This is a genomic window from Mesorhizobium sp. CAU 1741 (assembly GCF_039839275.1).
Lineage (GTDB): Bacteria > Pseudomonadota > Alphaproteobacteria > Rhizobiales > Rhizobiaceae > Aerobium.
Map to the genome: position 1 here is coordinate 596,451 of NZ_JBDOQP010000002.1, position 24,652 is coordinate 621,102.

At 66.3% G+C, this 24,652-nt stretch carries 29 protein-coding genes; 8 read left to right on the forward strand and 21 right to left on the reverse strand.

What is annotated here, in order from left to right; translation table 11 throughout:
- Window positions 1-22 precede the first annotated feature (22 nt).
- The 6 genes from AAFN84_RS09665 to AAFN84_RS09690 all read right to left on the reverse strand — a co-directional run bounded on the left by AAFN84_RS09665 (window position 23) and on the right by AAFN84_RS09690 (window position 7,937).
- A complete protein-coding gene (locus AAFN84_RS09665) occupies window positions 23-514 on the reverse strand; it encodes a universal stress protein (RefSeq protein ID WP_347514343.1) in 492 nt (163 codons plus the stop codon).
- The gene (locus tag AAFN84_RS09670; RefSeq protein ID WP_347514344.1) at window positions 496-618 is read right to left on the reverse strand and encodes a hypothetical protein; all 123 of its coding nucleotides are present in this window, start codon (window positions 616-618) and stop codon (window positions 496-498) included. Before AAFN84_RS09670 ends, AAFN84_RS09665 begins: the two co-directional genes overlap by 19 nt.
- Window positions 611-1,678 carry a tryptophan--tRNA ligase gene (gene trpS / locus AAFN84_RS09675; RefSeq protein ID WP_347514345.1) on the reverse strand — a complete coding sequence of 356 codons (1,068 nt, stop codon included), beginning with the start codon at window positions 1,676-1,678 and terminating at the stop codon, window positions 611-613. Before trpS ends, AAFN84_RS09670 begins: the two co-directional genes overlap by 8 nt.
- 118 nt (window positions 1,679-1,796) lie before the next feature.
- Window positions 1,797-3,383, reverse strand: coding sequence for a murein biosynthesis integral membrane protein MurJ (murJ, locus tag AAFN84_RS09680; RefSeq protein WP_347514346.1), 1,587 nt, complete (start codon window positions 3,381-3,383; stop codon window positions 1,797-1,799).
- A gap of 28 nt (window positions 3,384-3,411) precedes the next feature.
- Entirely contained in the window at window positions 3,412-6,228 is a 2,817-nt protein-coding gene (locus tag AAFN84_RS09685) for a [protein-PII] uridylyltransferase (RefSeq protein WP_347514347.1), read from the reverse strand.
- A gap of 86 nt (window positions 6,229-6,314) precedes the next feature.
- Entirely contained in the window at window positions 6,315-7,937 is a 1,623-nt protein-coding gene (locus tag AAFN84_RS09690; protein ID WP_347514348.1) for an EAL domain-containing protein, read from the reverse strand.
- A gap of 171 nt (window positions 7,938-8,108) precedes the next feature.
- On the opposite strand from AAFN84_RS09690, the gene dapE reads away from it, so the two are divergent.
- Together dapE and AAFN84_RS09700 are read left to right on the forward strand one after the other, a co-directional pair.
- Entirely contained in the window at window positions 8,109-9,302 is a 1,194-nt protein-coding gene (gene dapE / locus AAFN84_RS09695; RefSeq protein ID WP_347514349.1) for a succinyl-diaminopimelate desuccinylase, read from the forward strand.
- Window positions 9,303-9,304: 2 nt separating this feature from the next.
- Entirely contained in the window at window positions 9,305-9,898 is a 594-nt protein-coding gene (locus AAFN84_RS09700) for a transporter (RefSeq protein WP_347514350.1), read from the forward strand.
- On the opposite strand, the gene truA is transcribed toward AAFN84_RS09700, so the two are convergent.
- The 4 genes from truA to def are packed head-to-tail and all read right to left on the reverse strand — an operon-like array spanning window position 9,892 to window position 12,599.
- On the reverse strand, window positions 9,892-10,635 hold the full coding sequence (gene truA, locus AAFN84_RS09705; RefSeq protein WP_347514351.1) for a tRNA pseudouridine(38-40) synthase TruA: 744 nt from the start codon (window positions 10,633-10,635) through the stop codon (window positions 9,892-9,894). The two genes, AAFN84_RS09700 and truA, sit on opposite strands and share 7 nt — an antisense overlap.
- A 2-nt stretch (window positions 10,636-10,637) precedes the next feature.
- The gene (locus tag AAFN84_RS09710) at window positions 10,638-11,141 is read right to left on the reverse strand and encodes an N-acetyltransferase (RefSeq protein WP_347514352.1); all 504 of its coding nucleotides are present in this window, start codon (window positions 11,139-11,141) and stop codon (window positions 10,638-10,640) included.
- Complete coding sequence (gene fmt, locus AAFN84_RS09715; protein ID WP_347514353.1) at window positions 11,138-12,070, reverse strand: methionyl-tRNA formyltransferase; 933 nt, start codon at window positions 12,068-12,070, stop codon at window positions 11,138-11,140. Before fmt ends, AAFN84_RS09710 begins: the two co-directional genes overlap by 4 nt.
- Window position 12,071: 1 nt before the next feature.
- Window positions 12,072-12,599 carry a peptide deformylase gene (gene def / locus AAFN84_RS09720; RefSeq protein WP_347514354.1) on the reverse strand — a complete coding sequence of 176 codons (528 nt, stop codon included), beginning with the start codon at window positions 12,597-12,599 and terminating at the stop codon, window positions 12,072-12,074.
- Between the two features lie 113 nt (window positions 12,600-12,712).
- Between def and AAFN84_RS09725 the strand changes: the two genes are divergently transcribed.
- The gene (locus tag AAFN84_RS09725) at window positions 12,713-13,960 is read left to right on the forward strand and encodes a DNA recombination protein RmuC (RefSeq protein WP_347514355.1); all 1,248 of its coding nucleotides are present in this window, start codon (window positions 12,713-12,715) and stop codon (window positions 13,958-13,960) included.
- Window positions 13,961-14,312: 352 nt separating this feature from the next.
- On the opposite strand, the gene AAFN84_RS09730 is transcribed toward AAFN84_RS09725, so the two are convergent.
- From AAFN84_RS09730 to AAFN84_RS09760, 7 genes are all read right to left on the reverse strand, one after another.
- Window positions 14,313-14,537: a hypothetical protein gene (locus tag AAFN84_RS09730; protein WP_347514356.1), complete on the reverse strand. Its 225-nt coding sequence runs from the start codon at window positions 14,535-14,537 to the stop codon at window positions 14,313-14,315.
- Between the two features lie 292 nt (window positions 14,538-14,829).
- Window positions 14,830-15,405, reverse strand: a complete 576-nt coding sequence (locus tag AAFN84_RS09735; protein ID WP_347514357.1) for an HPF/RaiA family ribosome-associated protein — start codon at window positions 15,403-15,405, stop codon at window positions 14,830-14,832.
- An 88-nt stretch (window positions 15,406-15,493) separates the two neighbouring features.
- Window positions 15,494-16,351, reverse strand: coding sequence for a CHAD domain-containing protein (locus AAFN84_RS09740; RefSeq protein WP_347514358.1), 858 nt, complete (start codon window positions 16,349-16,351; stop codon window positions 15,494-15,496).
- Window positions 16,352-16,354: 3 nt separating this feature from the next.
- Window positions 16,355-16,822, reverse strand: coding sequence for a CYTH domain-containing protein (locus AAFN84_RS09745; protein WP_347515096.1), 468 nt, complete (start codon window positions 16,820-16,822; stop codon window positions 16,355-16,357).
- Window positions 16,823-16,862: 40 nt separating this feature from the next.
- Entirely contained in the window at window positions 16,863-17,213 is a 351-nt protein-coding gene (locus AAFN84_RS09750) for an antibiotic biosynthesis monooxygenase (RefSeq protein ID WP_347514359.1), read from the reverse strand.
- On the reverse strand, window positions 17,210-17,542 hold the full coding sequence (locus tag AAFN84_RS09755; protein ID WP_347514360.1) for an NIPSNAP family protein: 333 nt from the start codon (window positions 17,540-17,542) through the stop codon (window positions 17,210-17,212). Before AAFN84_RS09755 ends, AAFN84_RS09750 begins: the two co-directional genes overlap by 4 nt.
- A 64-nt stretch (window positions 17,543-17,606) precedes the next feature.
- Window positions 17,607-17,816, reverse strand: a complete 210-nt coding sequence (locus AAFN84_RS09760) for a DUF1127 domain-containing protein (protein ID WP_347514361.1) — start codon at window positions 17,814-17,816, stop codon at window positions 17,607-17,609.
- Window positions 17,817-17,908: 92 nt separating this feature from the next.
- Here AAFN84_RS09760 and AAFN84_RS09765 point away from each other — a divergent pair, with 92 nt between their 5' ends.
- Window positions 17,909-18,589 (forward strand): helix-turn-helix transcriptional regulator, encoded by a 681-nt coding sequence (locus AAFN84_RS09765; protein ID WP_347514362.1) that lies wholly within the window; start codon window positions 17,909-17,911, stop codon window positions 18,587-18,589.
- Window positions 18,590-18,591: 2 nt separating this feature from the next.
- Here AAFN84_RS09765 and AAFN84_RS09770 read toward each other — a convergent pair whose 3' ends face one another.
- A complete protein-coding gene (locus tag AAFN84_RS09770) occupies window positions 18,592-19,134 on the reverse strand; it encodes a TIGR02281 family clan AA aspartic protease (protein ID WP_347515097.1) in 543 nt (180 codons plus the stop codon).
- Between the two features lie 163 nt (window positions 19,135-19,297).
- On the opposite strand from AAFN84_RS09770, the gene lepA reads away from it, so the two are divergent.
- From lepA to AAFN84_RS09790, 4 genes are all read left to right on the forward strand, one after another.
- Entirely contained in the window at window positions 19,298-21,106 is a 1,809-nt protein-coding gene (lepA, locus tag AAFN84_RS09775; protein ID WP_347514363.1) for a translation elongation factor 4, read from the forward strand.
- A 368-nt stretch (window positions 21,107-21,474) separates the two neighbouring features.
- Window positions 21,475-22,188, forward strand: coding sequence for a hypothetical protein (locus AAFN84_RS09780; protein WP_347514364.1), 714 nt, complete (start codon window positions 21,475-21,477; stop codon window positions 22,186-22,188).
- Window positions 22,189-22,335: 147 nt separating this feature from the next.
- On the forward strand, window positions 22,336-22,536 hold the full coding sequence (locus tag AAFN84_RS09785; RefSeq protein WP_347514365.1) for a hypothetical protein: 201 nt from the start codon (window positions 22,336-22,338) through the stop codon (window positions 22,534-22,536).
- A gap of 46 nt (window positions 22,537-22,582) precedes the next feature.
- Window positions 22,583-22,753 (forward strand): hypothetical protein, encoded by a 171-nt coding sequence (locus AAFN84_RS09790; RefSeq protein WP_347514366.1) that lies wholly within the window; start codon window positions 22,583-22,585, stop codon window positions 22,751-22,753.
- Here the strand turns inward: AAFN84_RS09790 and AAFN84_RS09795 are convergent.
- The 3 genes from AAFN84_RS09795 to tsaB are packed head-to-tail and all read right to left on the reverse strand — an operon-like array spanning window position 22,737 to window position 24,639.
- Entirely contained in the window at window positions 22,737-23,513 is a 777-nt protein-coding gene (locus AAFN84_RS09795; protein ID WP_347514367.1) for a lysophospholipid acyltransferase family protein, read from the reverse strand. The two genes, AAFN84_RS09790 and AAFN84_RS09795, sit on opposite strands and share 17 nt — an antisense overlap.
- Window positions 23,510-24,007: a ribosomal protein S18-alanine N-acetyltransferase gene (gene rimI, locus AAFN84_RS09800; RefSeq protein ID WP_347514368.1), complete on the reverse strand. Its 498-nt coding sequence runs from the start codon at window positions 24,005-24,007 to the stop codon at window positions 23,510-23,512. The genes AAFN84_RS09795 and rimI overlap by 4 nt, the downstream gene beginning before the upstream one ends.
- Entirely contained in the window at window positions 24,004-24,639 is a 636-nt protein-coding gene (gene tsaB, locus AAFN84_RS09805) for a tRNA (adenosine(37)-N6)-threonylcarbamoyltransferase complex dimerization subunit type 1 TsaB (RefSeq protein ID WP_347514369.1), read from the reverse strand. Before tsaB ends, rimI begins: the two co-directional genes overlap by 4 nt.
- Between the last annotated feature and the right edge of the window lie 13 nt (window positions 24,640-24,652).

Below are 24,652 nucleotides of genomic sequence, written 5' to 3' on the forward strand. Positions count from 1 at the left end.
TGATTGCCCCGCCGGAAAGCAATCATGCCAGGCTTTCAATGTCCTCGTCCGACAGGTTCATCGGCACCACGGTGACGGGAATCGGAAAGGCCGCGCCCTTGCCGGCAACTGACGTGACGAGCGGTCCTGGGCCTTCCTTGGCGCTGCCGGCCGCCAGCACCAGGATCGCGATGTCCTGGTCTTCCTCGATCAGCTTGTGGATTTCCTCGGTCGGGGTGCCATCCTTGATCACGAGTTCCGGCTCTACGCCGACCGTCTCGCGCACTCTGGCGGCGTGTGCGTCGAGCGCGGCGGCAGCCGTCGCGCGTGATTCCTCGCGCATGATCTGCTCCACGCCCAGCCAGTGCTGGAAGTCGCCGGGTTCGATCACGTAGAGCAGCACGAGCACGCCGCCCGTCGAATGGGCGCGCCGCGATGCATAGGCAATGGCGCGCTCGGCTTCAGGCGTGTCGTCGACGATCGCGAGAAACTTGCGCCGGTGGCCGGCTTCCCGGATCAGGCGTTTCGATACCATGTCCCCTCCTGCACCAGGCGGTGCGCGTTCTCGGCGGCAATCTGCCACCGGGCGAGGCGACGGGCAAGCGCCTCGCGTGTCGCGCTTGCGCGCAGATCAGTCATCCAGCAGGCCGATGATCTCGCGCACGGTCTTCATCGTCGTCTCGGCGAGGGCGCCCGCGCGCTCGCCGCCGTCTCGCAAGACAGCATCGACATAGGCCGTGTCGGCCGAAATGCGCCGCATCTCGGCGGCGATCGGCGCGAGCTTGTCCACGGCTAGGTCGGCCAGCGCCGGCTTGAACACCGAAAACTGCTGCCCGCCATATTCGGCAATCACGTCCTCGCGGCTGCGCTCCGAAAGCGCGGCGTATATGCCCACCAGGTTCTCGGCTTCAGGGCGCTCCTTCAGCCCCTCCATTTCGGAGGGCAGCGGCGCCGGGTCGGTCTTGGCCTTGCGGATCTTCTTGGCGATCGTGTCTGCATCGTCGGTCAGGTTGATGCGCGACAGGTCCGACGGGTCCGACTTCGACATCTTCTTGGCGCCGTCGCGCAGGCTCATCACGCGCGTCGCCGGCCCCTCGATCAGCGGCTCGGTCAGCGGGAAGAAGCCGTTGACCGTCTCCTCGCCCACCGTCATCTCGACGCCGACGCCAAGCTCGCCGATCCGCTTGGAAAAATCGTTGTTGAACTTGGCGGCAATGTCGCGGGTCAGTTCCAGATGCTGCTTCTGGTCATCGCCGACCGGCACGTGCGTGGCGCGATAGACGAGGATGTCGGCCGCCATCAGGCTTGGATAGGCCAGCAGGCCGAGCGAGGCGTTCTCGCGGTCCTTGCCGGCCTTGTCCTTGAACTGCGTCATGCGGTTCATCCAGCCGATGCGCGCCACGCAATTGAAGATCCAGGCGAGTTCCGCATGCTGCATCACCCGCGCCTGGTTGAAGACGATGTGCTTCGTGGGATCGATGCCGGCGGCGAGGAACGCGGCCGTGATCGAGCGTGTCTGACCCTTCAGGTCCTCGTGGACGAGTTGCGCGGTGATCGAATGCAGGTCGACGACGCAGTAGATGCAGTCATGGCTCTCCTGCAGCGCGACGAACTTGCGGATCGCACCGAGATAGTTGCCGAGGTGGAGATTGCCGGTGGGCTGGACGCCCGAGAAGACGAGAGGCTTGAACGTGTTCATGTGTGCGGTCCGGGGCTGGTGGAGGGCCTCGTTTCAGGCGAGGGCGAAAACGCGAGGGGCTTATGGCGGAAGCCGGGCCGAGTATCAAGTGGCGGCGTGAATTGCGCGCTCGACAAGATCACGCCGCGGGCGGCGTAGGCGGGGCCTTGCGCCTGCGCCGGAACGCCCGTGCCAGCTCGCGCCGGTCGACGCCGCCGGCCAGGATGACGATCGCGAAGTAGACGATCGCCGCGATGCCGATCGTGCCTAGGACTGCCGCCAGTCGCGGCAGCAGCGACGGGCTGGACAACCACGCCGCAAGCAGCGCATCCAGCGCATAGACGACCGCGCCCATCGCCACGCTTGCCACCACGATCACCGCCACGCGGCGAAGCGTGACGGACGATGGCCGGAAATCGCCCCGGTACCACAGCACCCCCGCCAGAAGGGCAAAGTTCAGCCATGCCGCCAGCGACGTCGCCAGCGCGATGCCGACATGGCCATAGAGAGGGAAAAGCGCAAAGCTTCCGATGACGTTCGCCATCACAGCAGCCATCGAGAACCACATCGGGCTCTTCATGTCGAGGCGGGCGAAATAGGCCGGCGAAAATACCTTGATCAGCACATAGGCCGGAAGGCCGGTGGCGAAGGCTGCAAGCGCCGCGGCGGTCATTGCCGTCGTTTCGGCGGTAAACGCGCCGCGTTCGTAGACGATGCTGATCAGCGGGTCGGCGAAGACGATGAAGCCCACCGCGGCAGGCAAAGTGAGGCCGAGGGCGAACTCCAGCGAACGGTTCTGCAGGTGCTCGGCATCCGCCAGATCACCGGCTTTCAGGGAGCGCGCCAGTTCCGGCAGCAGCACGACGCCGATGGCGATGCCGATCACGCCCAGCGGAAGCTGGTTGAGCCGGTCGGCATAGTTCAGCAGCGCGATCGCGCCGGCCTGCGCCGATGCAATGATCTGGCCGACGAGCAGGTTGATCTGCGTCACGCCACCGGTCAGCAGCGCCGGCCCCATCAGCACCAGAAGCTGCCTGACGTCGGGCGTCAGCTTCGGCATCCGCAGCCGCATCGAGAAGCCCTGCCTCCGCACGCCCCAGAACAGGAAGCCGAGCTGCGCGAGCCCCGAGGCAAACACGCCCCAGGCGAGCCACAGCCCGGTCTGCGACGCATCGAGGCCCTGGTTCAACGCGACAAACAGCACGCCGATCAGGATGACGTTCAGCAGGATCGGCACGAAGGCGGCGAGGAAATAGTGCCGCATCGAGTTGAGGATGCCTGACAGCATCGCCACCAGCGACATGCAGAACAGGTACGGGAACATGACGCGCGTGAGCACGACCGTCAGGTCGAACTTGGCAGGGTCTTCCGCAAAGCCCGGCGCAATGACCCATTCAACGAGAAAGGGCATCGCCAGTATGGCGAGCGCGGAGACCAGCAGCAGCGCCGACACCAGCACCGCCAGCACGTCTTCGGCAAACTGCCGGGCCGCTTGCGACCCGCCACCCTCGAGTTCCTTGGCGAAGAGCGGCACGAAGGCCGTGTTGAAGGCGCCTTCCGCAAACAGCCGCCTGAACAGGTTCGGGAAGCGGAACGCGGCATAGAAGGCATCGGCCACCGGGCCGGCGCCGAGGGCTGCGCCGATCAGCGCCTCGCGCACGAAGCCGGCGACGCGGCTCAGCGAGGTGGCACCGCCCACGGTGGCGAATTTCCCGACGAGGCTCATGCGAGCAGCACTCCCAAGCTGCAGACGTTCATTCTGCGGCGGCTTTGGCGCCGGCCGTGCCGCGATTGCCGCCACGCTCCGCGGTCGTGCCGGCCATCACCGCGATCAGCCGGCTGCGGATGGACGCCTGTCGGGTGGTGTTCTCGATCTTCTGCCCCGTCAGGTCGGTGACGTAGAAAGTGTCGATGACCTTTTCGCCGAAGGTAGTGATGTGCGCCGAGGCGATGTCGAGAGACAGGTCCGAGATCGCACCGGTGATTTCCGACAGCAGGCCCGGACGATCCAGGCCCTTCACCTCAATGACGGAGAAGCGATTCGACAGCGCGTTGCGCACTTCGGCGCGCGGTGCGACACGGAATGCGCGCGAGCCGCGCTTCGGCTTGGTGCGCTTTTCGATCATCTCAGGCAGGTAGCTCTTGCCCGACAGCACGTCCTCGATCAGCCGTCCGACGCGCTCGGCGCGGCGGCGCTCATCCTCGTCCATGTCGAATTCGCGCGAGATCAGGATCGTGTCCAGCGCCCTGCCATCGGTGGTGGTGAAGATCTGCGCGTCGACGATGTTGGCGCCGGCCGCCGCGCAGGCGCCGGCGATCACCGACAGCAGGCGCGGGTGGTCCGGCGACAGCACGGTGATCTCGGTCACTCCCTCGAACTGATGGGTGCGCACCATCGTCGCCAGTCTCTTGCCGGCGGTATCGACCTCGCGGATGAACGCGGAATGGCGCAACTGGTCGTCAAGATCGACCGTCAGCAGGTAATTGTCGTAGTGCAGCCCCAGATAGCGCTCGCGATCGTCGGCGGGCCAGTCGTCCATCGCCGCTTCGAGCATCTGGCGTGCCTGCTCCCCCCGCTTGGCACGCGAGACCTCCGAAAAGCCGCCGGTCAGTTGCAGTTCGGTCTCGTAGTAGAGCGTGCGCAATAGCTGGCCCTTCCAGCCGTTCCATACGCCCGGCCCGACGCCGCGGATGTCGCACACGGTGAGCACCAGCAGCATCTTGAGCCGCTCGACCGACTGCACCACGTCGGCAAAGTCCTGGATGGTCTTGCGGTCGTTGAGGTCGCGCGTCTGGGCCGTCATCGACATGGCGAGATGGTTCTGGATCAGCCACGCGATGGTCTCGGTGTCGCTGGCGTTGAACCCCATGTGGGGGCACAGGCGGCGGGCGATCTTGGCGCCTGCTTCGGAGTGGTCCTCCGGCCTGCCCTTGGCGATGTCGTGGAATAGCACCGCCACGTAGAGCATGTCGCGATGCGACCGCAGGCTCGGCATCAGCGAGTGCGCCAGCGGATGGACCCCTTCCGCCACACCCTGTTCGATCTGCGACAGCACACCGACGCAGCGGATGAGATGCTCGTCGACGGTGTAGTGGTGGTACATGTTGAACTGCATCATCGCCACGATCTTGTTGAAGTCGGGGATGAGCTTGCCGAGCAGGCCGGCCTCGTTCATGCGGTGAAGATTGAGCTCCGGATCGCGGTCCGAGGTCAGCACGTCCATGAACAGACGGTTTGCTTCCTCGTTGCGGCGAAGATTGCGGTCCACCAGCTTCAGCGAACGCGTCAGCAGTTTCAGCGCGTCGGGGTGGTATTCCAGCCCGTGCCGGTCGGCGAACCAGAACAGCCGCAGGAGATTGACGGGGTCACGCTGGAAGACGTCCTCGTCGGCCACGTTGATGCGGTGATTGTCGACGATGAAATCGCTGGTGCCGGCCAGCTTGCGCTTGCGCCGCGAGAAGTTCAGGAAGATGCGGTTGAAGCCGGGCACATGCTTGGCCTGCTCCTCCTCCAGCGCGGCGCAGAAGATGCGCGTCAGGTCGCCCACCGTTTTGGCGGTGAGGAAGTAGTGCTTCATGAAGCGCTCGACATCCGACAGTCCGGGATGGCTGTTGTAGCCCAGGCGGGCGGCAATCTCGCGCTGGATGTCGAAATGCAGCCGTTCCTCGGCCCGCTCGGTCAGGAAGTGCATGTGGCAGCGCACCGCCCACAGGAAGTCCTCCGCCTTGCGGAACTGGAGATATTCCTTGCGTGTGAAGACGCCCTTGTCGACCAGTTCCTCGGCGGTGCGCACGCGGTAGTAATATTTGCCGATCCAGAACAGCGTATGCAGGTCGCGCAGGCCGCCCTTGCCCTCCTTGACGTTGGGCTCCACGAGATAGCGGCTTTCGCCGCCCCTGGCATGGCGCTCGTCGCGCTCCGCGAGCTTGGCCTGAACGTATTCAGGCCCGGTATCCTTCACCACCTCCTGGTCGAAACGCTGCACGAGCGTCTCGAAAAGCGCCTCGTCGCCAGTGACGAACCGCGCCTCCAGGATCGAGGTCCGGATGGTGACGTCGGAGCGCGACAGGCGGATGCATTCGTCGATGTTGCGGGTGGCGTGGCCGACCTTGAGGCCAAGGTCCCACAGCACGTAGAGAATGTATTCGACGATCTGCTCGCCCCACGGCGTCTGCTTGTAGGGCAGCACGAACAGGAGGTCGATGTCGGACCCCGGCGCGAGCGTGCCACGGCCATAGCCGCCCACGGCGACGACCGACATGCGCTCCGCCGATGACGGATTGTCCGACTGGTAGACGTGGCGAACCGCGAAGACGTACAGCGCGGCGATGGTCTCGTCCATGAGATGGGACAGGCGTGCCGCGCATGCCGTGCCCCCGCCATCGGCCATCAGCATGGTTTCGGCGACCGCACGCCCCTGCGCCAGCCGCTGCTTGAGGAGCCGGATGAGTTCTGCGCGCACTTCCGTGCGCGAACCGTCGCCGCCGGTTTTCGCGGTCAGCGCGCTCATGTCATGGCGCAGGGCCGCGCCGTCGACGATCTCTTCGAGCTTGAGGGGTATCTTTGCCATGCCTGCCGGTCTTGGAGCCGTATGCCGTTGCGGCGGCGTCTATAGCGCGATTTGCATTGTTTGGGTATGGGTGGGGCGAGATCGCATCAGGCGGCCACGACTTCCAGCCCCGCCTTCTTCTTGCGTTCGGCCAGCGACACAGGTTCGGGCGTCAGGAAAGCCACGAATGCAGCGATATCGAGGGGCCGGGAGATGAAATAGCCCTGCACGTAGTCGATGCGGGCGCTCATTTCGCGCAGCAGCGCCAGCCTTTCCGCCGTCTCTACTCCTTCGACCACCATCACGCGTCCGGTTGCGTGGATCATCTCGACGGCGTGGCTGAGCATGCGCGCCATCATCGAGTTGTCGGGCGCCATGGCGAAAGCGCGATCGAGTTTCACCCCGTCGACGGACAGCGCCGCCAGGTTCTGCATGTTGGAGTAGCCGGTGCCGAAATCGTCGATATAGGTCCGGATGCCGAGACGCCTCAGACGCTCGATCTCGCGTTGCGCGTTCGGCGGTATCTGGTCGCTCTCGATGATTTCCAGCACCACCTCGAAGCGCTCCGGCTGGCTTGCGAAGCACGAGAAGATGCGCGCCAGGCGGTCGCTGTCGAGATCGCGCGGGAAGATGTTGAAGTTGACCTGGAGCCGCTTGCCCTCCGGCAGCGTCGCGCTCAGTTCCTCGAAGGCGCGCTGGGCCACCAGTTCCGTGAAGCGCAGGGTCATGCCGTTGCGCTCGACGATGTCGATGAAGCGGTCCGGGAAGACGATCCGGTCGTCGACGTCGCGCCACCGCGCAAGGACTTCGCAGCCGTTGATCTCGCCGGTCTCGAGTTCCATCACCGGCTGGTAGGCGCAGACGATCGACCCGGCATCAAGATGGCGCCGGAAGCGCGCCTCGAAAGACCAATAGCTCGCGATCATGCCGTTGGTGAAGCGCGTCACGCCACTTGCCACCAGAACGGCGAGGAGCGCGGCCACGGCGACGAGGTCGAGATTGGCACCCAGCAGCACCGGCAGGTCGGCCTCGGCCGCGATGCAGTGCGGCCCGTTCTCGTCACATACCAGCGTTGCCAGGCGACCGGACAGGACGCCGCCGGCCTGCGGGTCGAGGATGCGGTCGTAGATGCCTTCGACGCCGCTGCGGTGCCACCACGCCGCATCGCCCGATCGAAGGATCACCTGGAGCGACAGCCAGTCGGGCGACCCCAAATCGACCTGCTGGTGCGGAACGACGGTGGCGAACGGTTCGCTGAGCGCGATCGACCCACGTTCCCCGGACAGGCCAACGAAGGTGAGGTCCTGGTCGATCCAGAGCTTGATGCCCGTTGCGCCACTGACGACAAAGTCGGCGTGGCCGAGTTCGATCGGCTGCTCAAATCTGTCGATACGTGTCGAGCATTGCGCCCGGCCGCCCGGCGCGTAGAGGAACTCGTTTAGGCCATCGGGCAGATAGGCGACGCGTCGAAGCTGCTCTGCAAATGCAGGCGTGCATGGCGCGGCGGTAACCGTCTCGTGCATGACGTCGAACGTCGAAACCAGGTTCTCGCGCAGCCTGACGAAGTGCTCGGCGACGATTCCGGCCTCCGCCTCCATCGTTTCCGACGTCTGCTGGAGCGCTATCGAGCCTGCGAACCCCATCGCGACGAGAAAGGTCAGCGTCCAGGCAAGCAGGGCGATGAACCGCCTGTAGGCCGGCGATATGAAGACGCTGACAAATTTCGCCATTCAACGATCCCCCGATCAGCCTCCACAACATCACGAAAAACTCAAGCGGGAGTTAAGATCATGCTTCCCCAACGTCGCCCTGCATCGTTTCAGACCGCGCCTTTCCTGGCCTCATCGAAGCGCCGCGTTAACCGGTGACAGGGCGCGCGCTTTGGACTATCCCTGCGCCCTATGAGCACCCAATTTCCAACCGACCCCGCCGCCAATCTCGCGACCCTCATCCGCTGCCCGTCGGTGACGCCGGCCGAAGGTGGCGCCTTGTCGGCCCTGCACGAGATGATCAGCCCGATGGGTTTCGCCGTCGACAGGCCGGTATTTTCCGCTGACGGCACGCCGGATATCGAGAACCTCTACGCAAGACTGTCGGGCAACGGCCCGCATCTGATGTTCGCGGGCCACACCGACGTCGTGCCGGTCGGCGACGAAGCCGCCTGGACGCACCCGCCGTTCGGCGCCGAAATCCATGATGGCATGATGTATGGGCGCGGCGCCGTAGACATGAAGGGCGGTATTGCCTGTTTCGTCGCCGCCGTGGCGCGCCATCTGGAAAAGAACGGCCCGCTCAAGGGCTCCGTCTCGCTGCTCATCACGGGCGATGAGGAAGGTCCCGCCATCAACGGTACCGACAAGCTGCTCGAATGGGCGGCCAAGCGCGGCGAGACGTGGGATGCGTCCGTCGTGGGCGAACCGACGAACCCGAACACGCTCGGCGACGCCATCAAGATCGGCCGGCGCGGCTCGATGTCGGCCGACATCGTGGTCCACGGACGCCAGGGCCACGCCGCCTACCCTCATCTCGCCGACAATGCAGTGCGCGGCATGGTCACGCTGGTCGAAGCGCTGCTGCATCCTGCCTTCGACGAAGGCACCGGGGATTTTCAGGCCACCAATCTCGAAGTAACGACGATCGACGTCGGCAATCCGGCGCTCAACGTTCTTCCTGCCAGGGCGAAGGCTTCGTTCAACATCCGCTTCAACGATACGTGGAGCGTCGAGACGCTGCAGGCGGAAATCCGCAACCGGCTGGAGCGTGCCGCAGGCAGGACCGAACTGCGGCCCGGCCGCGAAGAAAAGATCGCGTTCGACCTCGTCTGGCGCGACCGGCCGAGCCCGGTCTTCCTGACCCGCAACGAAAAGCTGACCGCCGCGCTCGGCGCGTCCGTCGAGGCGGTCACTGGGCGCAAGCCGCAGCTTACGACGTCGGGCGGCACGTCCGATGGCCGCTTCATCAAGGATTATTGTCCCGTGGTCGAATTCGGCCTCGTCGGGCAGACCATGCATATGGTGGACGAGCGCGTGGCGGTCGCCGACCTCGAGACGCTGACGCAGATCTACCAGCGCTTCCTGGAAGACTGGTTCTCCTGACCATGCCGCCCGCCGACGATATCCAGCGGCAACTCGTCGCCGCCTGGCAGTTGATGAACGGCCGGCGGGAGGCCATGCGCCTGCTTGACGTCTCGGCGGACGGATTCTGGAATTCGTTCTTCGCCATCCTCGTGGCCATGCCGGTGCTCGTCGTCGGCTGGGTGCCGCTGGCCAACGCGGCGTTTCCCGACTCGACGATCTCCGAGCGCATCGGCGTCATGGTCAGGATCGCGATGGTCGACATCGGCGCATGGGTGCTTCCCATCGTCGTCCTGGCGCTGGTTGCCCGCCATATCGGCATTCGCGACCGCTTCGTGCATTTCGTCGTGGCCAGCAATTGGGGCTCGGCGCTGTTTGCTTGGTTCATGCTGCCGGCGTCGCTGCTGCGGCTCGTTTTCCCGGGCACCGACGAGCTGGCGCTGGTGCTGTCGCTCGGCATTTTCCTTGCCTCGCTGGTGCTTTCCTGGCGGTTGACCAACGCCTCGCTGGAAAAGGGACCGGGTGTCGCCAGCGGCGTCTTCGGCGCGATGCTGCTCGCCTCGTTGCTGGTGCTCTTCGCCTTGCAGGACCTGCTCGGCGTGGCCCCGGTTCAGTAGTCGACGCGGGTGAGGTAGAGACCGTCCGGCGGCGCCACCTGGCCGCAGCGCGCGCGATCGGCAGCCTTCAGCGCAGCTTCAAGGTCGTCGGCGCTCCACGCACCCTCGCCCACGCGCTTGAGCGACCCGACCATCGATCGCACCTGGTTGTGCAGGAACGAGCGCGCGGATGCGCGTATCTCGATCAGGTCGCCATCGCGGGTGACATCAAGACGATCGAGCGTCTTTTCCGGGCTTGCGGACTGGCATTGCACCGAGCGGAAGGTGGTGAAATCGTGCTTGCCGAGCAGGCGCTGCGCAGCGCCGTGCATAGCTTCGGCATCGAGTGCGCGCGGGACATGCCAGACATTGCCGCGCATCAGCGCCGGCGGCGCGCGGCGGTTGAGGATGACATAGAGATAATGCCGCGCTTTGGCAGAAAACCGCGCATCGAAATCATCGGCCACCTTCGCGACCGCCAGCGCGGCGACGCTTTCGCCGGCCAGCTTGAGATGCGCGTTCAGTGCGCCCTGCACCTTGTCGGCATCCATGTCCTTTTCGAGATCGACATGGACGACCTGCCCCGTCGCATGGACGCCTGCATCGGTGCGGCCCGCGGCACGAATGGTCACCGTCTGTCCGGTGAAGGACAGGATCGCCTTCTCGATTGCGGCCTGCACCGAATGCAGGTCCGCCTGCCGCTGCCAGCCGGCATAGGCACGCCCGTCATATTCGATGTCGAGCCGGTAGCGGGGCATGGTCAGAGCGCCGAGAATGCGTCCGCATAGACGAGACGCCCTGAATCCGGGGCCTCGCCCCACGACAGCGCCTGCAACGCCTCGCCCTGCCATTGGCAGTCAAAGCCGGCGGCGCGCGCGTGGGTGTAGCCGAAGCGGCCGTAATAGGCAGGGTCGCCAAGCACGACCGAAAGCCGCTCGTCGGCGTGCTTCAACAGATTGTGCGCACTCTCCACCAGCGCCGTGCCGACGCTCGTTCCATGCTTGTCGGGCCGCACCGCCAGCGGCGCGAGCGCCACCGCATCGGCACCGCGATTCCTGCTTTCGACCCGCAGGCGCGAAAACAGGATGTGGCCATAGAGTTCCTGCTCGTGGATCGCCACCAGTTCGAGAACGTCGTCGCCATTGGCACGCAAGGCGTCGACGAGCCTGACTTCGTCGGTCCCGCCGAACGCCGCCTCGACCACGCTTCTGACGTCGTCCGCATCCTCGGCCTCGAAAGGCCGGATCACCAATCCACGTTTCAAAGCCTGTCGCCTTTCGTCAGCGCCGCCCCGCGCAGGAAATCTCCTGCCGGCAATGGTTTGCCGCCGGCCCGCTGCAACTGCAGCAACCGCACCGCGCCCGTGCCGCAGGCGATCGTCAGCGCGTCGTCGAGCACGGTGCCCGCCACGCCGCTTCCGTCAGCCAAGATGGAGCGCAGCAGTTTCACCCGTTCCGTCTTGCCGGCGATAATCATTTCGCACCATGCGCCGGGAAAGGGCGACAGTCCACGGATGCGGTTGTGAACCTCGGCAGCGCTTGCCGTCCAGTCGATGCGGGTTTCCGCCTTGTCGATCTTCCTGGCGTAAGTCGCACCCTCGCCTGCCTGCGGTTCCAGCGACAGCGTGCCGGCTTCCAGCGCGGCAAGCGCGTCCACGATGAGAGAGGCTCCCGCGCGCATCAACGCGTCATGCAGTTCGCCCGCCGTCATGTCGGGAGCGATCTCGACCCTCACGGCCATCGCGACGGGGCCTGTGTCCAGACCCTCGTCCATCTTCATCACCATCATGCCGGTCTGCGTGTCGCCGGCCATGATGGCGCGCTGGATCGGTGCCGCGCCGCGCCAGCGCGGCAAAAGCGAGGCGTGGCCGTTGAACGCGCCAAGCCGGGTGCCGTCGAGGATCGCTTTGGGCAAGAGAAGCCCATATGCGACGACGATGGCGACATCGGCGCCGAGCGCACGGAAAGCCTCCTGCTCGGCTTCCGACTTCAACGACAACGGCGTGCGTACCTCGACGCCGAGCTCCTCGCCCAACTGGTGCACTGGGGATTTCGTCAGTTCCAGCCCGCGCCGGCCGGCCGGTCTCGGTGGCTGCGAATAGACCGCCACGATCTCATGGCCGGCATCGGCAATGGCGCGAAGCGTCGCCGCCGAAAACTCCGGCGTTCCCATGAAGACGACGCGGAGCGCCATCTCAGCCGGCCAGCCGGCTTGGGGGCCTCTCGCGCGCCAGCTTCTTGAACTTGCGCACCACCATGTCGCGCTTCAGCTTGGAAATGTGGTCGATGAACAGCACGCCGTTGAGATGGTCGATCTCGTGCTGCAGGCAGGTCGCCAAAAGACCATCCGCTTCCACGGTGCGTTCCGTGCCGTCCCGGTCGAGATAGCGCACGCTCACCGTGTCGGGACGCTGCACCTCGGCATAATAGTCGGGGATCGACAGGCAGCCTTCCTCATAGACCGAGACGCCATCGCCGCGTGCTTCGATCTGCGGGTTGATGAACACTTGTGGCGCCTTCGGCTCGTCCTCCTTGGCGAGGTCGATGACGAGCATGCGCAGAGGCTCGCCGATCTGGATCGCGGCCAGGCCGATGCCCGGTGCGTCGTACATCGTCTCCAGCATGTCGTCGGCCAGCTTGCGCACGTCGTCATCGACGCGCTCCAGCGGCTTGGAAAGCTCGCGCAATACGGGATCGGGAAGCAGGACGAGAGGTCTGATCATGCCCGTCAGGTAATCGCTAACCCCAAACTCGTCAACGCCTTTGGCGAGGTGAGATAGGCCTTCGTTCACCTTTTGGTCTTATGCCAGGAGAGCGAATCGCCTATGCTCGTGCGATGAATGCTCCCGATACGCTGTTTTCGCTTCCCGTCACCCAGCTTGGCGCGACCACCATCACGCTCGGCCATGTGCTCGCCGCCGCCGGCCTGATCGTCATTCTGGTCTTCTTGGTGCTGTGCATGTCGCTGTGGCGCGCCGGCCGGGAGCGTGCCCGGGCGGCCGAGGACGCCGCGATCCGCGCGCGCCAGGCCGAGGAGCGCATTGCCGACATCATCCGGTCTCAGAACGAGATGCAGGGCCGGATGGGCGCCATCGCCGACGTGTTCGGCAGTCGCCAGGCCGAACTCACCAAGGCGATCGGCGAGCGCCTCGACGGCATGTCGTCACGGCTGGGCAATTCGATCACCGAACAGACCAAGTCCACCCACGAAAACCTGGCAAAACTGCAGGAGCGGCTCGCCGTCATCGACACGGCGCAGAACAACATCCAGTCGCTTGCCGGACAGGTCGTGCAGCTCCAGCACATCCTGTCCAACAAGCAGACGCGTGGCGCGTTCGGCCAGAGCCGCATGGAGGCGATCGTTGCCGATGGCCTGCCGCACGGCGCCTACGAGTTCCAGGCGACGCTGTCGAACGGCAATCGGCCCGACTGCCTCGTGCGCATGCCCAACGGGGCGCCGGACCTCGTCATCGACGCCAAGTTCCCGCTGGAATCATGGAACGCCATCCGCGCCGCAGCCGACGAGGGCGGGCCAGACGCGCAGAAGGTTGCCGCGCAGACCTTCCGCCGCGACGTCGAGGTTCACGTCAAGGCAATCTCGGAGAAGTACCTGCTGCAGGGCGAGACGCAGGACACCGCCTTCATGTTCGTGCCGTCGGAGTCCATCTTCGCCGAGATCCACGAGAATTTCGAGGCGCTGGTCCAGAAGGCGCACCGTGCCCGCATCGTCATCGTCTCGCCATCCCTGCTGATGCTGTCGATCCAGGTCATCCAGGCGGTGCTCAAGGATGCGCGCATGCGCGAACAGGCACACCTGATCCAGGGCGAAGTCATCCGCCTTATGGAAGATGTCGGCCGCCTCGACGAGCGGGTGCGCAAGCTGCAGACCCATTTCGTTCAGGCAAATCGCGACATCGACCTGATCATCACCTCGACCGAAAAGGTCACCAAGCGCGGCGCCCGGATCGAGGCACTGGAACTCGGCGCCGAACACGCCGGCGGCGATGAACCCGCCGCGCCCGCGCGCGTCGCCGACGGCACCTCCGGAAGGCTGCGCCTGCACGTCGTCGACGAGGACAAGTAACGTAACCCGAAACGCGGCATGAGAGCCTCTGGCCTGCCTGCCGGCATCCTTCTTCTCCCCCATCAGTCGGAATGCGGAGCGTTCTTGCCGTCGTCGACCCCCCATCCCTAACCCATCCCCATGTGGAGGAGGGGTAGAGGCTGGCCTGCACGGTGGGGTTTCGTGCGGCGTACCGGCATGGATCCCCGGGTCAGGCCCGGGGATGACGAGGTGGAGGAAGTTTGGACAATCCTCAGCGGAAACCGCTAAATCCAAACATTCCTGTCGTCATCCCCAGGCCTGACCCGGGGATCCATGCCAGAACGGTGGTGACGGGTTCGACGGACGTGACCATCCGCAGGCTTCGGATCGCCTACGCAACCGGCGCTGGATTGTTCGGCTGCGACGGAATTTCCGCCGGCGTATCCGGTGGAACCTGGAGCGGCTCGTCCGGCCCCGGGACCACGTCTGGCTGCGACGGCGGAATGCCCGGCGGCTCCAGCGGCGGCGTCTCGGACGGTTGCGTCGGCTGTGCCGGTGAAGGGTTGGGATTGTCCGGCGTCGGTTGTGGACTGTTGGGGTCCGGGTTGATAGGCATGTCTTGTCTCCAGTTTTGATGGGGCCAGCGCGCGATCTGTGATGATCCGGCATGAATCCCCGGGTCTCCCTCCGCGTCGCTGCGGTCGCCCGGGGACGACGACGTGGGTATCGAGGTGCTCATTCGTCGATGCGGTGGTGCGGTCTCTCTCGCAGCCGCAAAGCTTATGATCCGCCGCCCTCGCCACCTCGTCATCCCCGGGCTTGACCCGGGGACCCATGCCGGAACATCGATTATGGGCCCGACGATCCAAGACGACGACACGGTTGCGTCGATCCCCGCATCCTTCGAACTACCCGGCCTTCGGCCTGACCTTCGTCGCCAGCGGGCCGGTATCGCCCATCTCCTCGACATAGTGGACCTCGTCGCCACGCTTCAGCGCGTCGAAATCGCCGGCCAGCACGCTGTTGCGGTGGAAGTAGAGCAGCCCGCCTTCCTTGTTCATCAGGAAGCCATGGTCCTTGTCAGGCTGGATTTCGGCGACCTGGCCGAGAAACTGGTGAGAGGCCTCGTGGTCCGTCGCATCGGGCCTGCCGCGCCGGCGGTCCTTGAAGGTGCGCAACTGGCGCTCGGCCAGGTTGAACGCGTCATTGATCGCGTTGCGAAGGTCTGGCGACTGGAACTTCCGCTGCAGGCGATCAGGCTCATAGGCCACGACGACGGGCGCGGCGTGCGGCAGCGAAAGCTCGATCCGGACCACCGGAGGAACGCTCTCATCGGCGTTGCTGGCACGCTGGTCGACGGTGACGCTCGCCGATATGAGTTCGGCGTAGACTGCTTCGAGCTTGTCGAGCCGGGCGCGGATTTCCTCTTCCGCCTGATCGGACGCGGGATAGTGACGAAAGGCAATTTGAGCGGGTGTTTGCACATCGACCTCCAGGGATGGTGTCTGAACCGAACCCCCGAAAGGCCAGTCAGGTTCCCTGGAGAATTTTCGGCCCGCCGGTCGGCAAGGATCAGCCGAAGAGCTTGGCGAGCTTTCGCGGCCGCCGGCCATAGAGGCGTCTCGATTCGCGCAGCACCTGCTTTTCCAGCGCCGCCGCGTGCTTCTTCAGAAGCTTCGCAAACGGCCCGACGTCAGGCGCTTCCGGCAGCGCGGCATCGTTCTCGTCGAGTGTCTGGCGCAGCACGTGCACGTCGTTCAGTTCGCCCAGCAGCTCGCCCAGTTCCGTCACCTTCTTGCGATGCTTCCTGAAGCCGCCCTTCCTGAATTCGTGCAGCAGGCCCAGTTGCGCGGCGAGCGCCTTGATCACCTTGCGCAGCTCGTGGAAATCCTCCGCATCGCCGCTGCCCCGCGCCTGTTTCTGCGCCTTGCGCCATTTGTGCAGCGTCTTGCTGAACCCCGCCTTCAGGATGTCGCCGTCGCTCATCTGCGGGTCGAAGCGCACGGCGAGAACCTCCTGCCGTGCCGCGTCGCGCAGCGCCAGCGCCTCGTCGCGCGCGCTTTCGAGCAATGATGCTTCCGTGTGCTCGCTGCGCGCCTGGAACACGCCCCTGATCTCATCCAGCCGACAGCGCTTCACCTCGTCAGGGAAATCCATGATGAAGCGGTCGATCGTCTCCACCGCCGCCTTGGCATCGCGGGCGCCCGAGACGGCGCGCGCGGCATCACGGTACAGCCTTTCCGCCTGCTTGAGCCTGTCGGGATTGGCCGGCCGCACGAGGCGCAGCAGCGCTCGCAGCTTCTTGATCGCCTTCCTCGAATCATGCGGATCCGCATCGTGGAGATGGGAGGCGACATCCTCGTCCAGCGCCTGCGCGATACGGGCAACCTCCTCCTCGAGCTGGCTGGAAGGATCGATCTGCGGTGCCATGGTTCAGTCTCCGGGAATGCCGTTCAACGCCAGCGCGGCGTTGTAAAATGCCGCCTCGCCCGTAACCTCGCGCCCCAGCCACGGAGGAAGGTCTTCGTCCGCGACCATCTCGGGCGTCTCCAGCTCGGCCACGACGAGGCCGTCAAGCGCGCCGGCGAACCGGTCCACCTCGTAGCGCTTGCCGCAATGGATGACGATGTGGCGGGTCTTCTCGATAACGCGCCCGACGGCGAAACCCTGCATCTCGCGCGCATCGTCCAGCGGCACGGGATATTCGAACTCGTCGCGCTCCAGCGCCGCGCTGCCGAATTTCAGCGTCAGCAGCGCGTCGCGGTCGTCGCGGATGCGGATGCGCACCGAGCGATCGTCGCTGGCGGCAACATAGAACTGCACGATCGATACACCCGCGTCGGCCAGCTTGCGCCAGCCGTCATCGCGGACCAGGAACTTGCGCTCGATCTCTTTCGCCACGCGCCATTTGAACCCGAGATTTTCGGCAAGCACAAGACGCTCATGCGCCGTGGGCGGCGCGGCTGTCTGCCGGAGCCTGCTCGCGCCGTTCGTCGAGCCCGTAGTCCCGCACCACATGGGCGATGCGCAGGCGGTAGCCTTCGAAGATGCCGCCGCGCCCCGCCACCTGCGCCTGCCGGTGTTCCTCCGTGGTGCGCCACGCCTTCACCGCCTCCTCGTCGCGCCAGAAGGACAGCGACAGAATGCGGTCGGGGTCCGACAGGCTCTGGAAGCGCTCGATCGAGATGAAGCCGTCCATGCCATCGAGCATCGGCCGCAATCCGCCGGCGATCGCCAGATAGTCGTTCCTGCGGCCCGATGCCGGCTCGACCTCGAAGATGACGGCGATCATGGAACGATCCTTTCCGCATGCGGCCCGGAGGCGCGTTTCAGGAAGATGCGGTCCTCCTTGAGGATGAACCGCCGCTCGCGGGCGAATTCGTAATTCGCCTTGCCGAGCGGGTCTGCGGCCAGTCTTGCCCGATAGGCTTCGTACTGCGCAAGATTGTCGATCGAATAGACGCCGTATGCGGTCGTCGCCGAGCCTTCATGCGGCGCGAAATAGCCGATCAGGTCGGCGCCGGCGCGCGGGATCGCCTGGCCCCAGTTGCGGGCGTATTCTTCGAACGCCTCTTTCTGGAACGGATCGATCTCGTAGCGGATGAAGCAGGTGATGGTCATGGCAACGCCTCGTTTGCATGCTTCGATCACGCTCGAAGCATCTCGTCATTGTCGGGTGATTTGATCAGCGCCAGAACGGCTTGCGCCGCTCCGCGTCCGCCATCGCGCGGGTGACGCCGATATCCGCCAGCATGTGGTCGTCGAGCTGCCCGAGATCGCGGCGCTGGCGGTGGCGCTGACACCACCGCACAAGCAGCCGCCCGAGGTCGCATGACATGGTTCCAGCTACGCTTTCCGTCGCCATCAGCGGCACGATCGGCGGGCGGTTCGGCATGGGTGGGCTCCTCTGGTCACCCACGCACCCTAGCTGCTTGCGCCGCCATCATGCTTCGACTACCATCGAACAATGCTCGGAGAATTGAAGCGATGAAGGAAGGTCCGGAACTGTCGCGCGTCGCGGCCCTCGTCGGCGATCCGGCGCGCGCCAACATGCTCACCGCGCTGATGGGCGGCACTGCGCTCACCGCGAGCGAACTGGCTATTGAAGCGGGCGTCACGCAGCAGACGGCGAGTTCGCATCTGTCGCGGCTCACCGATGGCGGCCTCGTCCGCGTCGCGGCACAGGGGCGGCATCGTTATTTCGCGCTAGCCGGCCCGCAGGTCGCCGGCATGCTGGAGGCGATCATGGGCGTTGCGGCACTTTCAGGCCCGCGCCGCACCCGGCCCGGCCCGCGCGACCAGGCGATGCGCGAGGCGCGCGTCTGCTACGACCACCTCGCCGGCACGCTCGGCGTGTCGCTTCACGACGCATTGCTTGCCCGCGGACTGATCCGCGAGACCGATTCGGCGCTCTCCGTCTCGCCCGAAGGCAGGGCCTGGTTCTGCGATTTCGGCATCGACATGGATCGCCTTGAAGCCGCGCGGCGCCCCGTCTGCAAGGCCTGCCTCGACTGGAGCGTGCGGCGCTCGCACCTGGCTGGCAGCCTTGGCGCGGCACTCCTCGATCGTTTCGTTGCCAATGGCTGGGCGCGGCGCGAGGCCGGCAGCCGCGTCGTCGCCTTCACGCCGCCCGGGCATCGTGCCTTTACAGGCTTGCTGGCGCGCTGATCCTACTGCTCCAGCACCATCGTGCCGCTTTCGACCTGGTATCGCCGCAGCCGCGACAGGAAACTCATGCCGACCAGCGTGCTTGTCAGCACCTCGTCCTCCAGCACCACGGCGCGGATGTCGCGCACCTCGATGCCACCGATTTCCAGCCTGTCGATCGTCGCCGGAGCCGCCATCGCGCGGCCATTGGCGGTCTCCACCGCCGCAGTGAAGTCAGCCCGTGCAAGATAGAGCCCGATGCGCCGCGCCGTCGTCTCGTTGATGGCGACCACCGTGGCGCCGGTATCGATCATCGCCGGCACGGTACGGCCGTTGAGCCTGAAATCGCCGCTGAAATGGCCGCGCGCGTCGGCGTCGAGCCGCACTGTGCGGCCGCTGGCCATCTCCCCGCGCCTCTCCGGCTGCGCCAGCGCCACCACCGGCGCGGCCTCGCCACCCCGCCCCGCCAGGAGCCGTTCCACCAGCTCGGGATTGTTTTCGTACAGCACCGGCACGGATGCCGCGAGGCCGGCGAACGCCCCGGCATAAACGAGTTTGCGCAACATGGTCACCTGCCTGCCTCCCGCACAGCCAGACTAGCGCGGCGCGGCTGCCGCGCCATTAACGCGGCACGGTGCGCTGGTGGATTGGTTAACAACTCGTCTGCATGCGCCCGCGCCGCCCAAATCGCGCTTTGCCTTTGCCTGCTGTCCTGCTAAAGCGCAGCCCATGAAAACCCCGCTCAAGAACATCCGCAATTTTTCCATCGTCGCCCATATCGACCATGGCAAGTCGACGCTCGCCGACCGGCTGATCCAGATGACCGGCTCGCTCGAGGACCGCGAGATGAAGGACCAGGTGCTCGACGCCATGGACATCGAGCGCGAGCGCGGCATCACCATCAAGGCCAACACCGTGCGGCTCGAATACGACGCCAAGGACGGCCAGCACTACGTGCTCAACCTCATCGACACGCCCGGCCATGTCGACTTCGCCTACGAGGTGTCGCGCTCGTTGCGCGCCTGCGAGGGCTCGCTGCTCGTCGTCGACGCCTCCCAGGGCGTCGAGGCCCAGACGCTGGCCAATGTCTACCAGGCGATCGACGCCAACCACGAGATCGTCGTCGTGCTCAACAAGGTCGACCTGCCGGCCGCCGAGCCCGACCGCGTCAAGGAGCAGGTCGAGGAGGTCATCGGCCTCGACGCCTCCGACGCGGTGATGATCTCGGCCAAGACCGGGCTCGGCGTCGACGCCGTGCTGGAGGCGATCGTCACCCGCCTGCCGCCGCCCAAGGAAGGCGACCGCGACGCGCCGCTCAAGGCGATGCTGGTCGATAGCTGGTACGACGCCTATCTCGGCGTCATCGTGCTGGTGCGCGTCATCGACGGCGTCATGAAGAAGGGCCAGCAGATCCGCATGATGGGCACCGGGTCGAAATACCAGATCGACCGCGTCGGCGTCATTACGCCCAAGATGGTGGTGGTCGACGAGCTCGGCCCCGGCGAGATCGGCTTCCTCAACGGCTCGATCAAGGAAGTGGCCGACACCCGCGTCGGCGACACCATCACCGAGGACAAGCGCCCCACCGCCGAGGCGCTCCCCGGCTTCAAGCCGGCGCAGCCGGTCGTCTTCTGCGGCCTGTTCCCGGTCGACGCCGCCGACTTCGAGGATCTGCGCGCCGCGATGGGCAAGCTGCGGCTCAACGACGCCTCGTTCTCGTTCGAAATGGAGACCTCGGCCGCGCTCGGCTTCGGCTTCCGCTGCGGCTTCCTCGGCCTGCTGCACCTGGAAATCATCCAGGAGCGGCTGGAGCGCGAGTTCGACCTCGACCTCATCGCCACCGCGCCCTCCGTCGTCTACAAGCTCAACATGACCGACGGCACGGCGATCGAGCTGCACAACCCGGCCGACATGCCCGACGTGGTCAAGATCGCCGAGATCGAGGAGCCGTGGATCCGCGCCACCATCCTCACGCCTGACGACTATCTCGGCTCGATCCTGAAACTCTGCCAGGAGCGGCGCGGCCTGCAGATCGACTTGTCCTATGTCGGCAAGCGCGCCATGGTCACCTACGACCTGCCGCTCAACGAAGTCGTCTTCGACTTCTACGACCGGCTCAAGTCGATCTCCAAGGGCTATGCCAGCTTCGACTACCAGCTCACCGACTATCGCGAGGGCGACCTCGTCAAGATGTCGATCCTGGTCAATGACGAGCCGGTCGATGCGCTGTCCATGCTCGTCCACCGCTCGGCCGCCGAAAAACGCGGCCGCGTCATGTGCGAAAAGCTCAAGGAGCTGATCCCCAAGCACATGTTCAAGATCCCGATCCAGGCCGCCATCGGCGGCAAGGTCATCGCCCGCGAAACCATTTCCGCACTCCGCAAGGACGTGACGGCCAAGTGCTACGGCGGCGACGTCACCCGCAAGCGCAAGCTGCTCGAAAAGCAGAAAGAGGGCAAAAAGCGCATGCGCCAGTTCGGCAAGGTCGAGATCCCGCAGGCAGCGTTCATCGAGGCGCTTAAGATGGGGGATGGGTAGGGGCGGTTCGCGCCAAGCCTGACACCACCCTCCCCACCTCGTCATCCTCGGCAAGTAGGGTCTCAACCCCTCCACCTCGTCATCCTCGGGCTTGACCCGAGGATCCATGCCAGAACGCTTCCACCGCCGCAGCGGCGTCATGCTGGCGGCTGCCCGGCACACAACACTTCGTCGTCACCGCCGCATGACGTTATCCGTTCCGGCATGGATGCCCGGGTCAAGCCCGGGCATGACGAAGTGGTGAGGACGCATCCGTCCGGCTACCGAAGAACCGCCGCACCTCCAGATTCTCTTCGCCCCCCCGACAAAAAATCCCATCCACCCCCTCCCCACCTCCCACCACACTCCCCCCTCCCAAGGAGGCGCGGATGGACTGGAATGCGGCGATCGAGAAGAACCGGCAGGCGTTGAAGCGCGTGCTGGGAGTGCTCGTCGCCATGGTGGGGCTGGCGGGCGAGCGGCCGGTGCTGGCGCGTTACCGGCGCGCGGCCGTGCTGCGGCTGTTGCGGCCGGCCGAGTCTGCCGCGCGGCGGCTGGTGGTGGTGCTGGCGCAGACGCTGCCGGTGGCGCTCGGGCCGCTGCCGCGCAAAGCCTCGCGGCGGAAGCGTCGGCGTGAAGCGAAGCCTTCGACACCGTCGCTGCCGCTGTTCGACCGGCTGGCGAACCCGCTGCGCCCGCGCCGGCCGGCGCAAAGCGCCGTGCCGCGTGTTTCGACGCCCGGCCATGGCGCGCCGTTCAGGATTACGCCGCGCCTTGCGCCCCGGCCCGGCGATCCGGTCGATGCGACGCGCATCGTGCAGCGCCTGCATGCACTTGCGGCGGCGCTCGACGACCTGCCCGCGCAGGCGCGGCGCATGGCACTGTGGCAGGCGCGGCGCGCCCGGGCCGCGAGCGATCAGCGCGGATCGGCCGGCGCCGGCCGGCGGCGGCGTTTTCGCCGTATCGCGGCGCTGCGTCCCGGCCGCCCGCCCGGCAGCCACCGGCCGCGCTCCGGTCTTGGTCCGCGCGGCGAGGTTCACGACATCCTGGCGGCAACGCACGACCTTGCCGTCTGGGCGCTGGAGCGGCGCGACACGTCGTGAGGCCGGCATTGGTGCGGAGGTTTTGCGCTTTCAGGCTGCGAATGCCGTCTTCGCGGCCGCGCCGGCTATCCGGCGCGTTCGCCCGCCGTTCGGCGTTGGACAGGCGGGCGCGGCTGTGGTTGGATCGGCCACCAATGAGGAGCGGTCATGAAACAGTCAGTGGATGCCATCGCGGTCGAGAAGTGGTCGATCGGCTATCACGAGCAGAGCGACAGCGTCATCCTGTCGTTCGAATTCGAGGACTCCGACGAGCCCATCGCCTTCGCCATGAGCCGCGACCTTGCCGGACTGATCGGCCCCGCCCTGGCCCGCATGCACAAGATCGAGCCGCCGAAGTCCGGCAACTGAGCGCGCCACCACGCTTCGGCCACGAAGCCGGCCTATCGGCGGCCGCATGGCCATCCGCTCTGCCCTCCTCCTCGCCTGCGTGGCGCTTGTTTCCGCCTGCAGCACCACGGCGCCGGCGCCGCGGCAGGCCGAACGGCCCGCAGCGCTTGAGCCTGCGATCGTGCCGCTGACGCTCGAGCAGGAGTGGGAGATCGCCGGCGTCAGGCCGGGTTCCTGAGGGCTGCCTCCATCATGGCGCGCACGCGCGCCTCGACCGCGCGGGCGATGTCCTTGCGGCCTTCATCGGGGCCGAAGGCGAGCGGTTCGCCGAAATGCACCTCCACGTCCAGCGCGCCCTCGCGCAGCAGCCGCGCCAGATGCGGCACCAGCGTCTGGTCGCCGATCCAGGCAGCGTGGCGGCGGTGGCGGCGGCCCATGGCGATGCCGTGCAGGCGGGTGTAGACGATGGCGACGGGCTGGATCGCCACGCCCGTGCCGCTGCCGACAGCGGCGCCGAACAGGGTCGAGTTGAACGGCAGCACGCGGTTGCCGTCGCCGGTGGTGCCCTCGGCGAACAGCACCATCGCATCGCCTTCGGCCAGCCGCGCCGCGATCTCGCCGACCTGCGCGCCGGAGCGGCGGCGGGCGCCGCGCTCGACGAAGACGGTGCGCTGCAGCCGCGACAGCGGCCCCATCACCGGCCAGCCGGCCACGTCGGCCTTGGCGATGAAGTGGACGTCGGCGATCGCGCCGAGCACCGTGATATCGGTCCACGAGACGTGATTGCATGCGATAAGGAGCGGACGGTCGCCGGCCGGCTTGCCGTGGGCGGTGATCTTCAGGCCGAGCAGCCGCGCCATCAGCCGGTGCCAGGCGCGCGGGGCGCGGTGCGGGTCGAGCCGGCCGGTGCGCAGCGCCACCACCTGCCAGAGCGCGAGCGCCGGCGTGGCAAGGACGGCCACGGCCAGCGCCAGCACCAGCCGCGCGCTGGCGATCATCGCTTCAGGTCGCGCCGCATCACCAGCGCGTCGGTGCGCGGCGTGTCGCCGGGGTGGTCGTAATAGGCGCGGCGGCGTGCGACTTCGCGGAAGCCCAGCCTGCGATAAAGCGCGACGGCCGGGGCGTTGGTCTCATCGACCTCGAGGAACAGCGCCTCGGCGCGCTGGGCGTGCAGTTCGCGCAGCACCGCCTCCATCAGGTCGCGGCCGAGCCCGCGGCGGCGCTGGACGCGGGCAACCGCGATGGTGAGGATCTCCGCTTCGCCCGCCGCCAGCCGCGCCAGCACGAACCCGGCCGGACCGGCCTTGCGGTTGCCGACCTGCCAGACGCCGAAGCCGAAGACCGTGTCCTGCGCCAGCAGCGACTGGAACTCGTGCTCCGACCATGGCCGCGTGAAGTGTTCGGCATGAAGTGCTGGAAGACGCGACAGATCATCGTCGCCAAGCGCCTCGATCGCATAGTCGTAGACACCGGAGAGAAACGGGACCTTCATGGCACGGCCTTGCGTGGCAGGGCGAACGCCGCCTGCGGCTTGGCATCGGCGTCGCGCAGGTAGAGCGGCTTTGGCTTCTCAAAGGCTCCGCTGGAAAGCCTGTCCACGCCAAGGCGGGCGTAGGTGATAATGTCTGCGGTGGTCTTTCCCGACACCAGCATCTGCCCCTCGGGATCGCGCGCCAGTCGCTCCGCTTCTTCGAGAGTCACGGCAGAAGGAGACACGGTCTGCGCCCCATCTTCTCCAAAGCCGGCGACATAGGCCTGTCCTCGGCCGGCCTCGATGCGCACGAAAACCGGGCGGCCCGGTTCGGCCTCGTGCGCTTCGGCTGCCAGCGCTTCCAGCGTCGAGATGCCGATGGCGGGTCTTTTCAGCGCCAGCGCGAGGCCGCGCGCGGTGGCAACGCCGACACGCACGCCGGTAAACGAGCCCGGGCCGACGGACACAGCGATGGCGTCGATGTCGGCATAGGCGGTGCCGGCGTTCGCGAGTGCGGCGTCGATGACGCCCATCAGCCGCTCGGCATGGCCCTTGCCGAGGTCGAGCACTTGGCGGCCAAGCTCGCCGGCCTGCGTGTCGTAAACACAGGCCGCGCAAAGAGCCGCCGCAGTGTCGATGGCAAGGATGCGCACGGCGGCTATGGCC

Excerpts from the sequence above, each read along its gene's own strand:
- AAFN84_RS09730 (WP_347514356.1), bottom strand. The coding sequence starts at position 14,537 with ATGCCTATCAACCCGGACCCCAACAGTCCACAACCGACGCCGGACAAT.
- AAFN84_RS09770 (WP_347515097.1), bottom strand. The coding sequence starts at position 19,134 with ATGTTGCGCAAACTCGTTTATGCCGGGGCGTTCGCCGGCCTCGCGGCA.
- truA (WP_347514351.1), bottom strand. The coding sequence starts at position 10,635 with ATGCCCCGCTACCGGCTCGACATCGAATATGACGGGCGTGCCTATGCC.
- AAFN84_RS09690 (WP_347514348.1), bottom strand. The coding sequence starts at position 7,937 with ATGGCGAAATTTGTCAGCGTCTTCATATCGCCGGCCTACAGGCGGTTC.
- AAFN84_RS09725 (WP_347514355.1), top strand. The coding sequence starts at position 12,713 with ATGAATGCTCCCGATACGCTGTTTTCGCTTCCCGTCACCCAGCTTGGC.
- AAFN84_RS09790 (WP_347514366.1), top strand. The coding sequence starts at position 22,583 with ATGGCCATCCGCTCTGCCCTCCTCCTCGCCTGCGTGGCGCTTGTTTCC.
- AAFN84_RS09755 (WP_347514360.1), bottom strand. The coding sequence starts at position 17,542 with ATGACCATCACCTGCTTCATCCGCTACGAGATCGATCCGTTCCAGAAA.
- AAFN84_RS09670 (WP_347514344.1), bottom strand. The coding sequence starts at position 618 with ATGACTGATCTGCGCGCAAGCGCGACACGCGAGGCGCTTGCCCGTCGC.
- AAFN84_RS09785 (WP_347514365.1), top strand. The coding sequence starts at position 22,336 with ATGAAACAGTCAGTGGATGCCATCGCGGTCGAGAAGTGGTCGATCGGC.
- AAFN84_RS09685 (WP_347514347.1), bottom strand. The coding sequence starts at position 6,228 with ATGGCAAAGATACCCCTCAAGCTCGAAGAGATCGTCGACGGCGCGGCC.
- AAFN84_RS09665 (WP_347514343.1), bottom strand. The coding sequence starts at position 514 with ATGGTATCGAAACGCCTGATCCGGGAAGCCGGCCACCGGCGCAAGTTT.
- rimI (WP_347514368.1), bottom strand. The coding sequence starts at position 24,007 with ATGAAGGTCCCGTTTCTCTCCGGTGTCTACGACTATGCGATCGAGGCG.
- AAFN84_RS09760 (WP_347514361.1), bottom strand. The coding sequence starts at position 17,816 with ATGCCGAACCGCCCGCCGATCGTGCCGCTGATGGCGACGGAAAGCGTA.
- AAFN84_RS09780 (WP_347514364.1), top strand. The coding sequence starts at position 21,475 with ATGGACTGGAATGCGGCGATCGAGAAGAACCGGCAGGCGTTGAAGCGC.
- AAFN84_RS09765 (WP_347514362.1), top strand. The coding sequence starts at position 17,909 with ATGAAGGAAGGTCCGGAACTGTCGCGCGTCGCGGCCCTCGTCGGCGAT.
- AAFN84_RS09795 (WP_347514367.1), bottom strand. The coding sequence starts at position 23,513 with ATGATCGCCAGCGCGCGGCTGGTGCTGGCGCTGGCCGTGGCCGTCCTT.
- def (WP_347514354.1), bottom strand. The coding sequence starts at position 12,599 with ATGATCAGACCTCTCGTCCTGCTTCCCGATCCCGTATTGCGCGAGCTT.
- dapE (WP_347514349.1), top strand. The coding sequence starts at position 8,109 with ATGAGCACCCAATTTCCAACCGACCCCGCCGCCAATCTCGCGACCCTC.
- lepA (WP_347514363.1), top strand. The coding sequence starts at position 19,298 with ATGAAAACCCCGCTCAAGAACATCCGCAATTTTTCCATCGTCGCCCAT.
- AAFN84_RS09750 (WP_347514359.1), bottom strand. The coding sequence starts at position 17,213 with ATGATCGCCGTCATCTTCGAGGTCGAGCCGGCATCGGGCCGCAGGAAC.
- murJ (WP_347514346.1), bottom strand. The coding sequence starts at position 3,383 with ATGAGCCTCGTCGGGAAATTCGCCACCGTGGGCGGTGCCACCTCGCTG.
- AAFN84_RS09740 (WP_347514358.1), bottom strand. The coding sequence starts at position 16,351 with ATGGCACCGCAGATCGATCCTTCCAGCCAGCTCGAGGAGGAGGTTGCC.
- fmt (WP_347514353.1), bottom strand. The coding sequence starts at position 12,070 with ATGGCGCTCCGCGTCGTCTTCATGGGAACGCCGGAGTTTTCGGCGGCG.
- trpS (WP_347514345.1), bottom strand. The coding sequence starts at position 1,678 with ATGAACACGTTCAAGCCTCTCGTCTTCTCGGGCGTCCAGCCCACCGGC.
- AAFN84_RS09700 (WP_347514350.1), top strand. The coding sequence starts at position 9,305 with ATGCCGCCCGCCGACGATATCCAGCGGCAACTCGTCGCCGCCTGGCAG.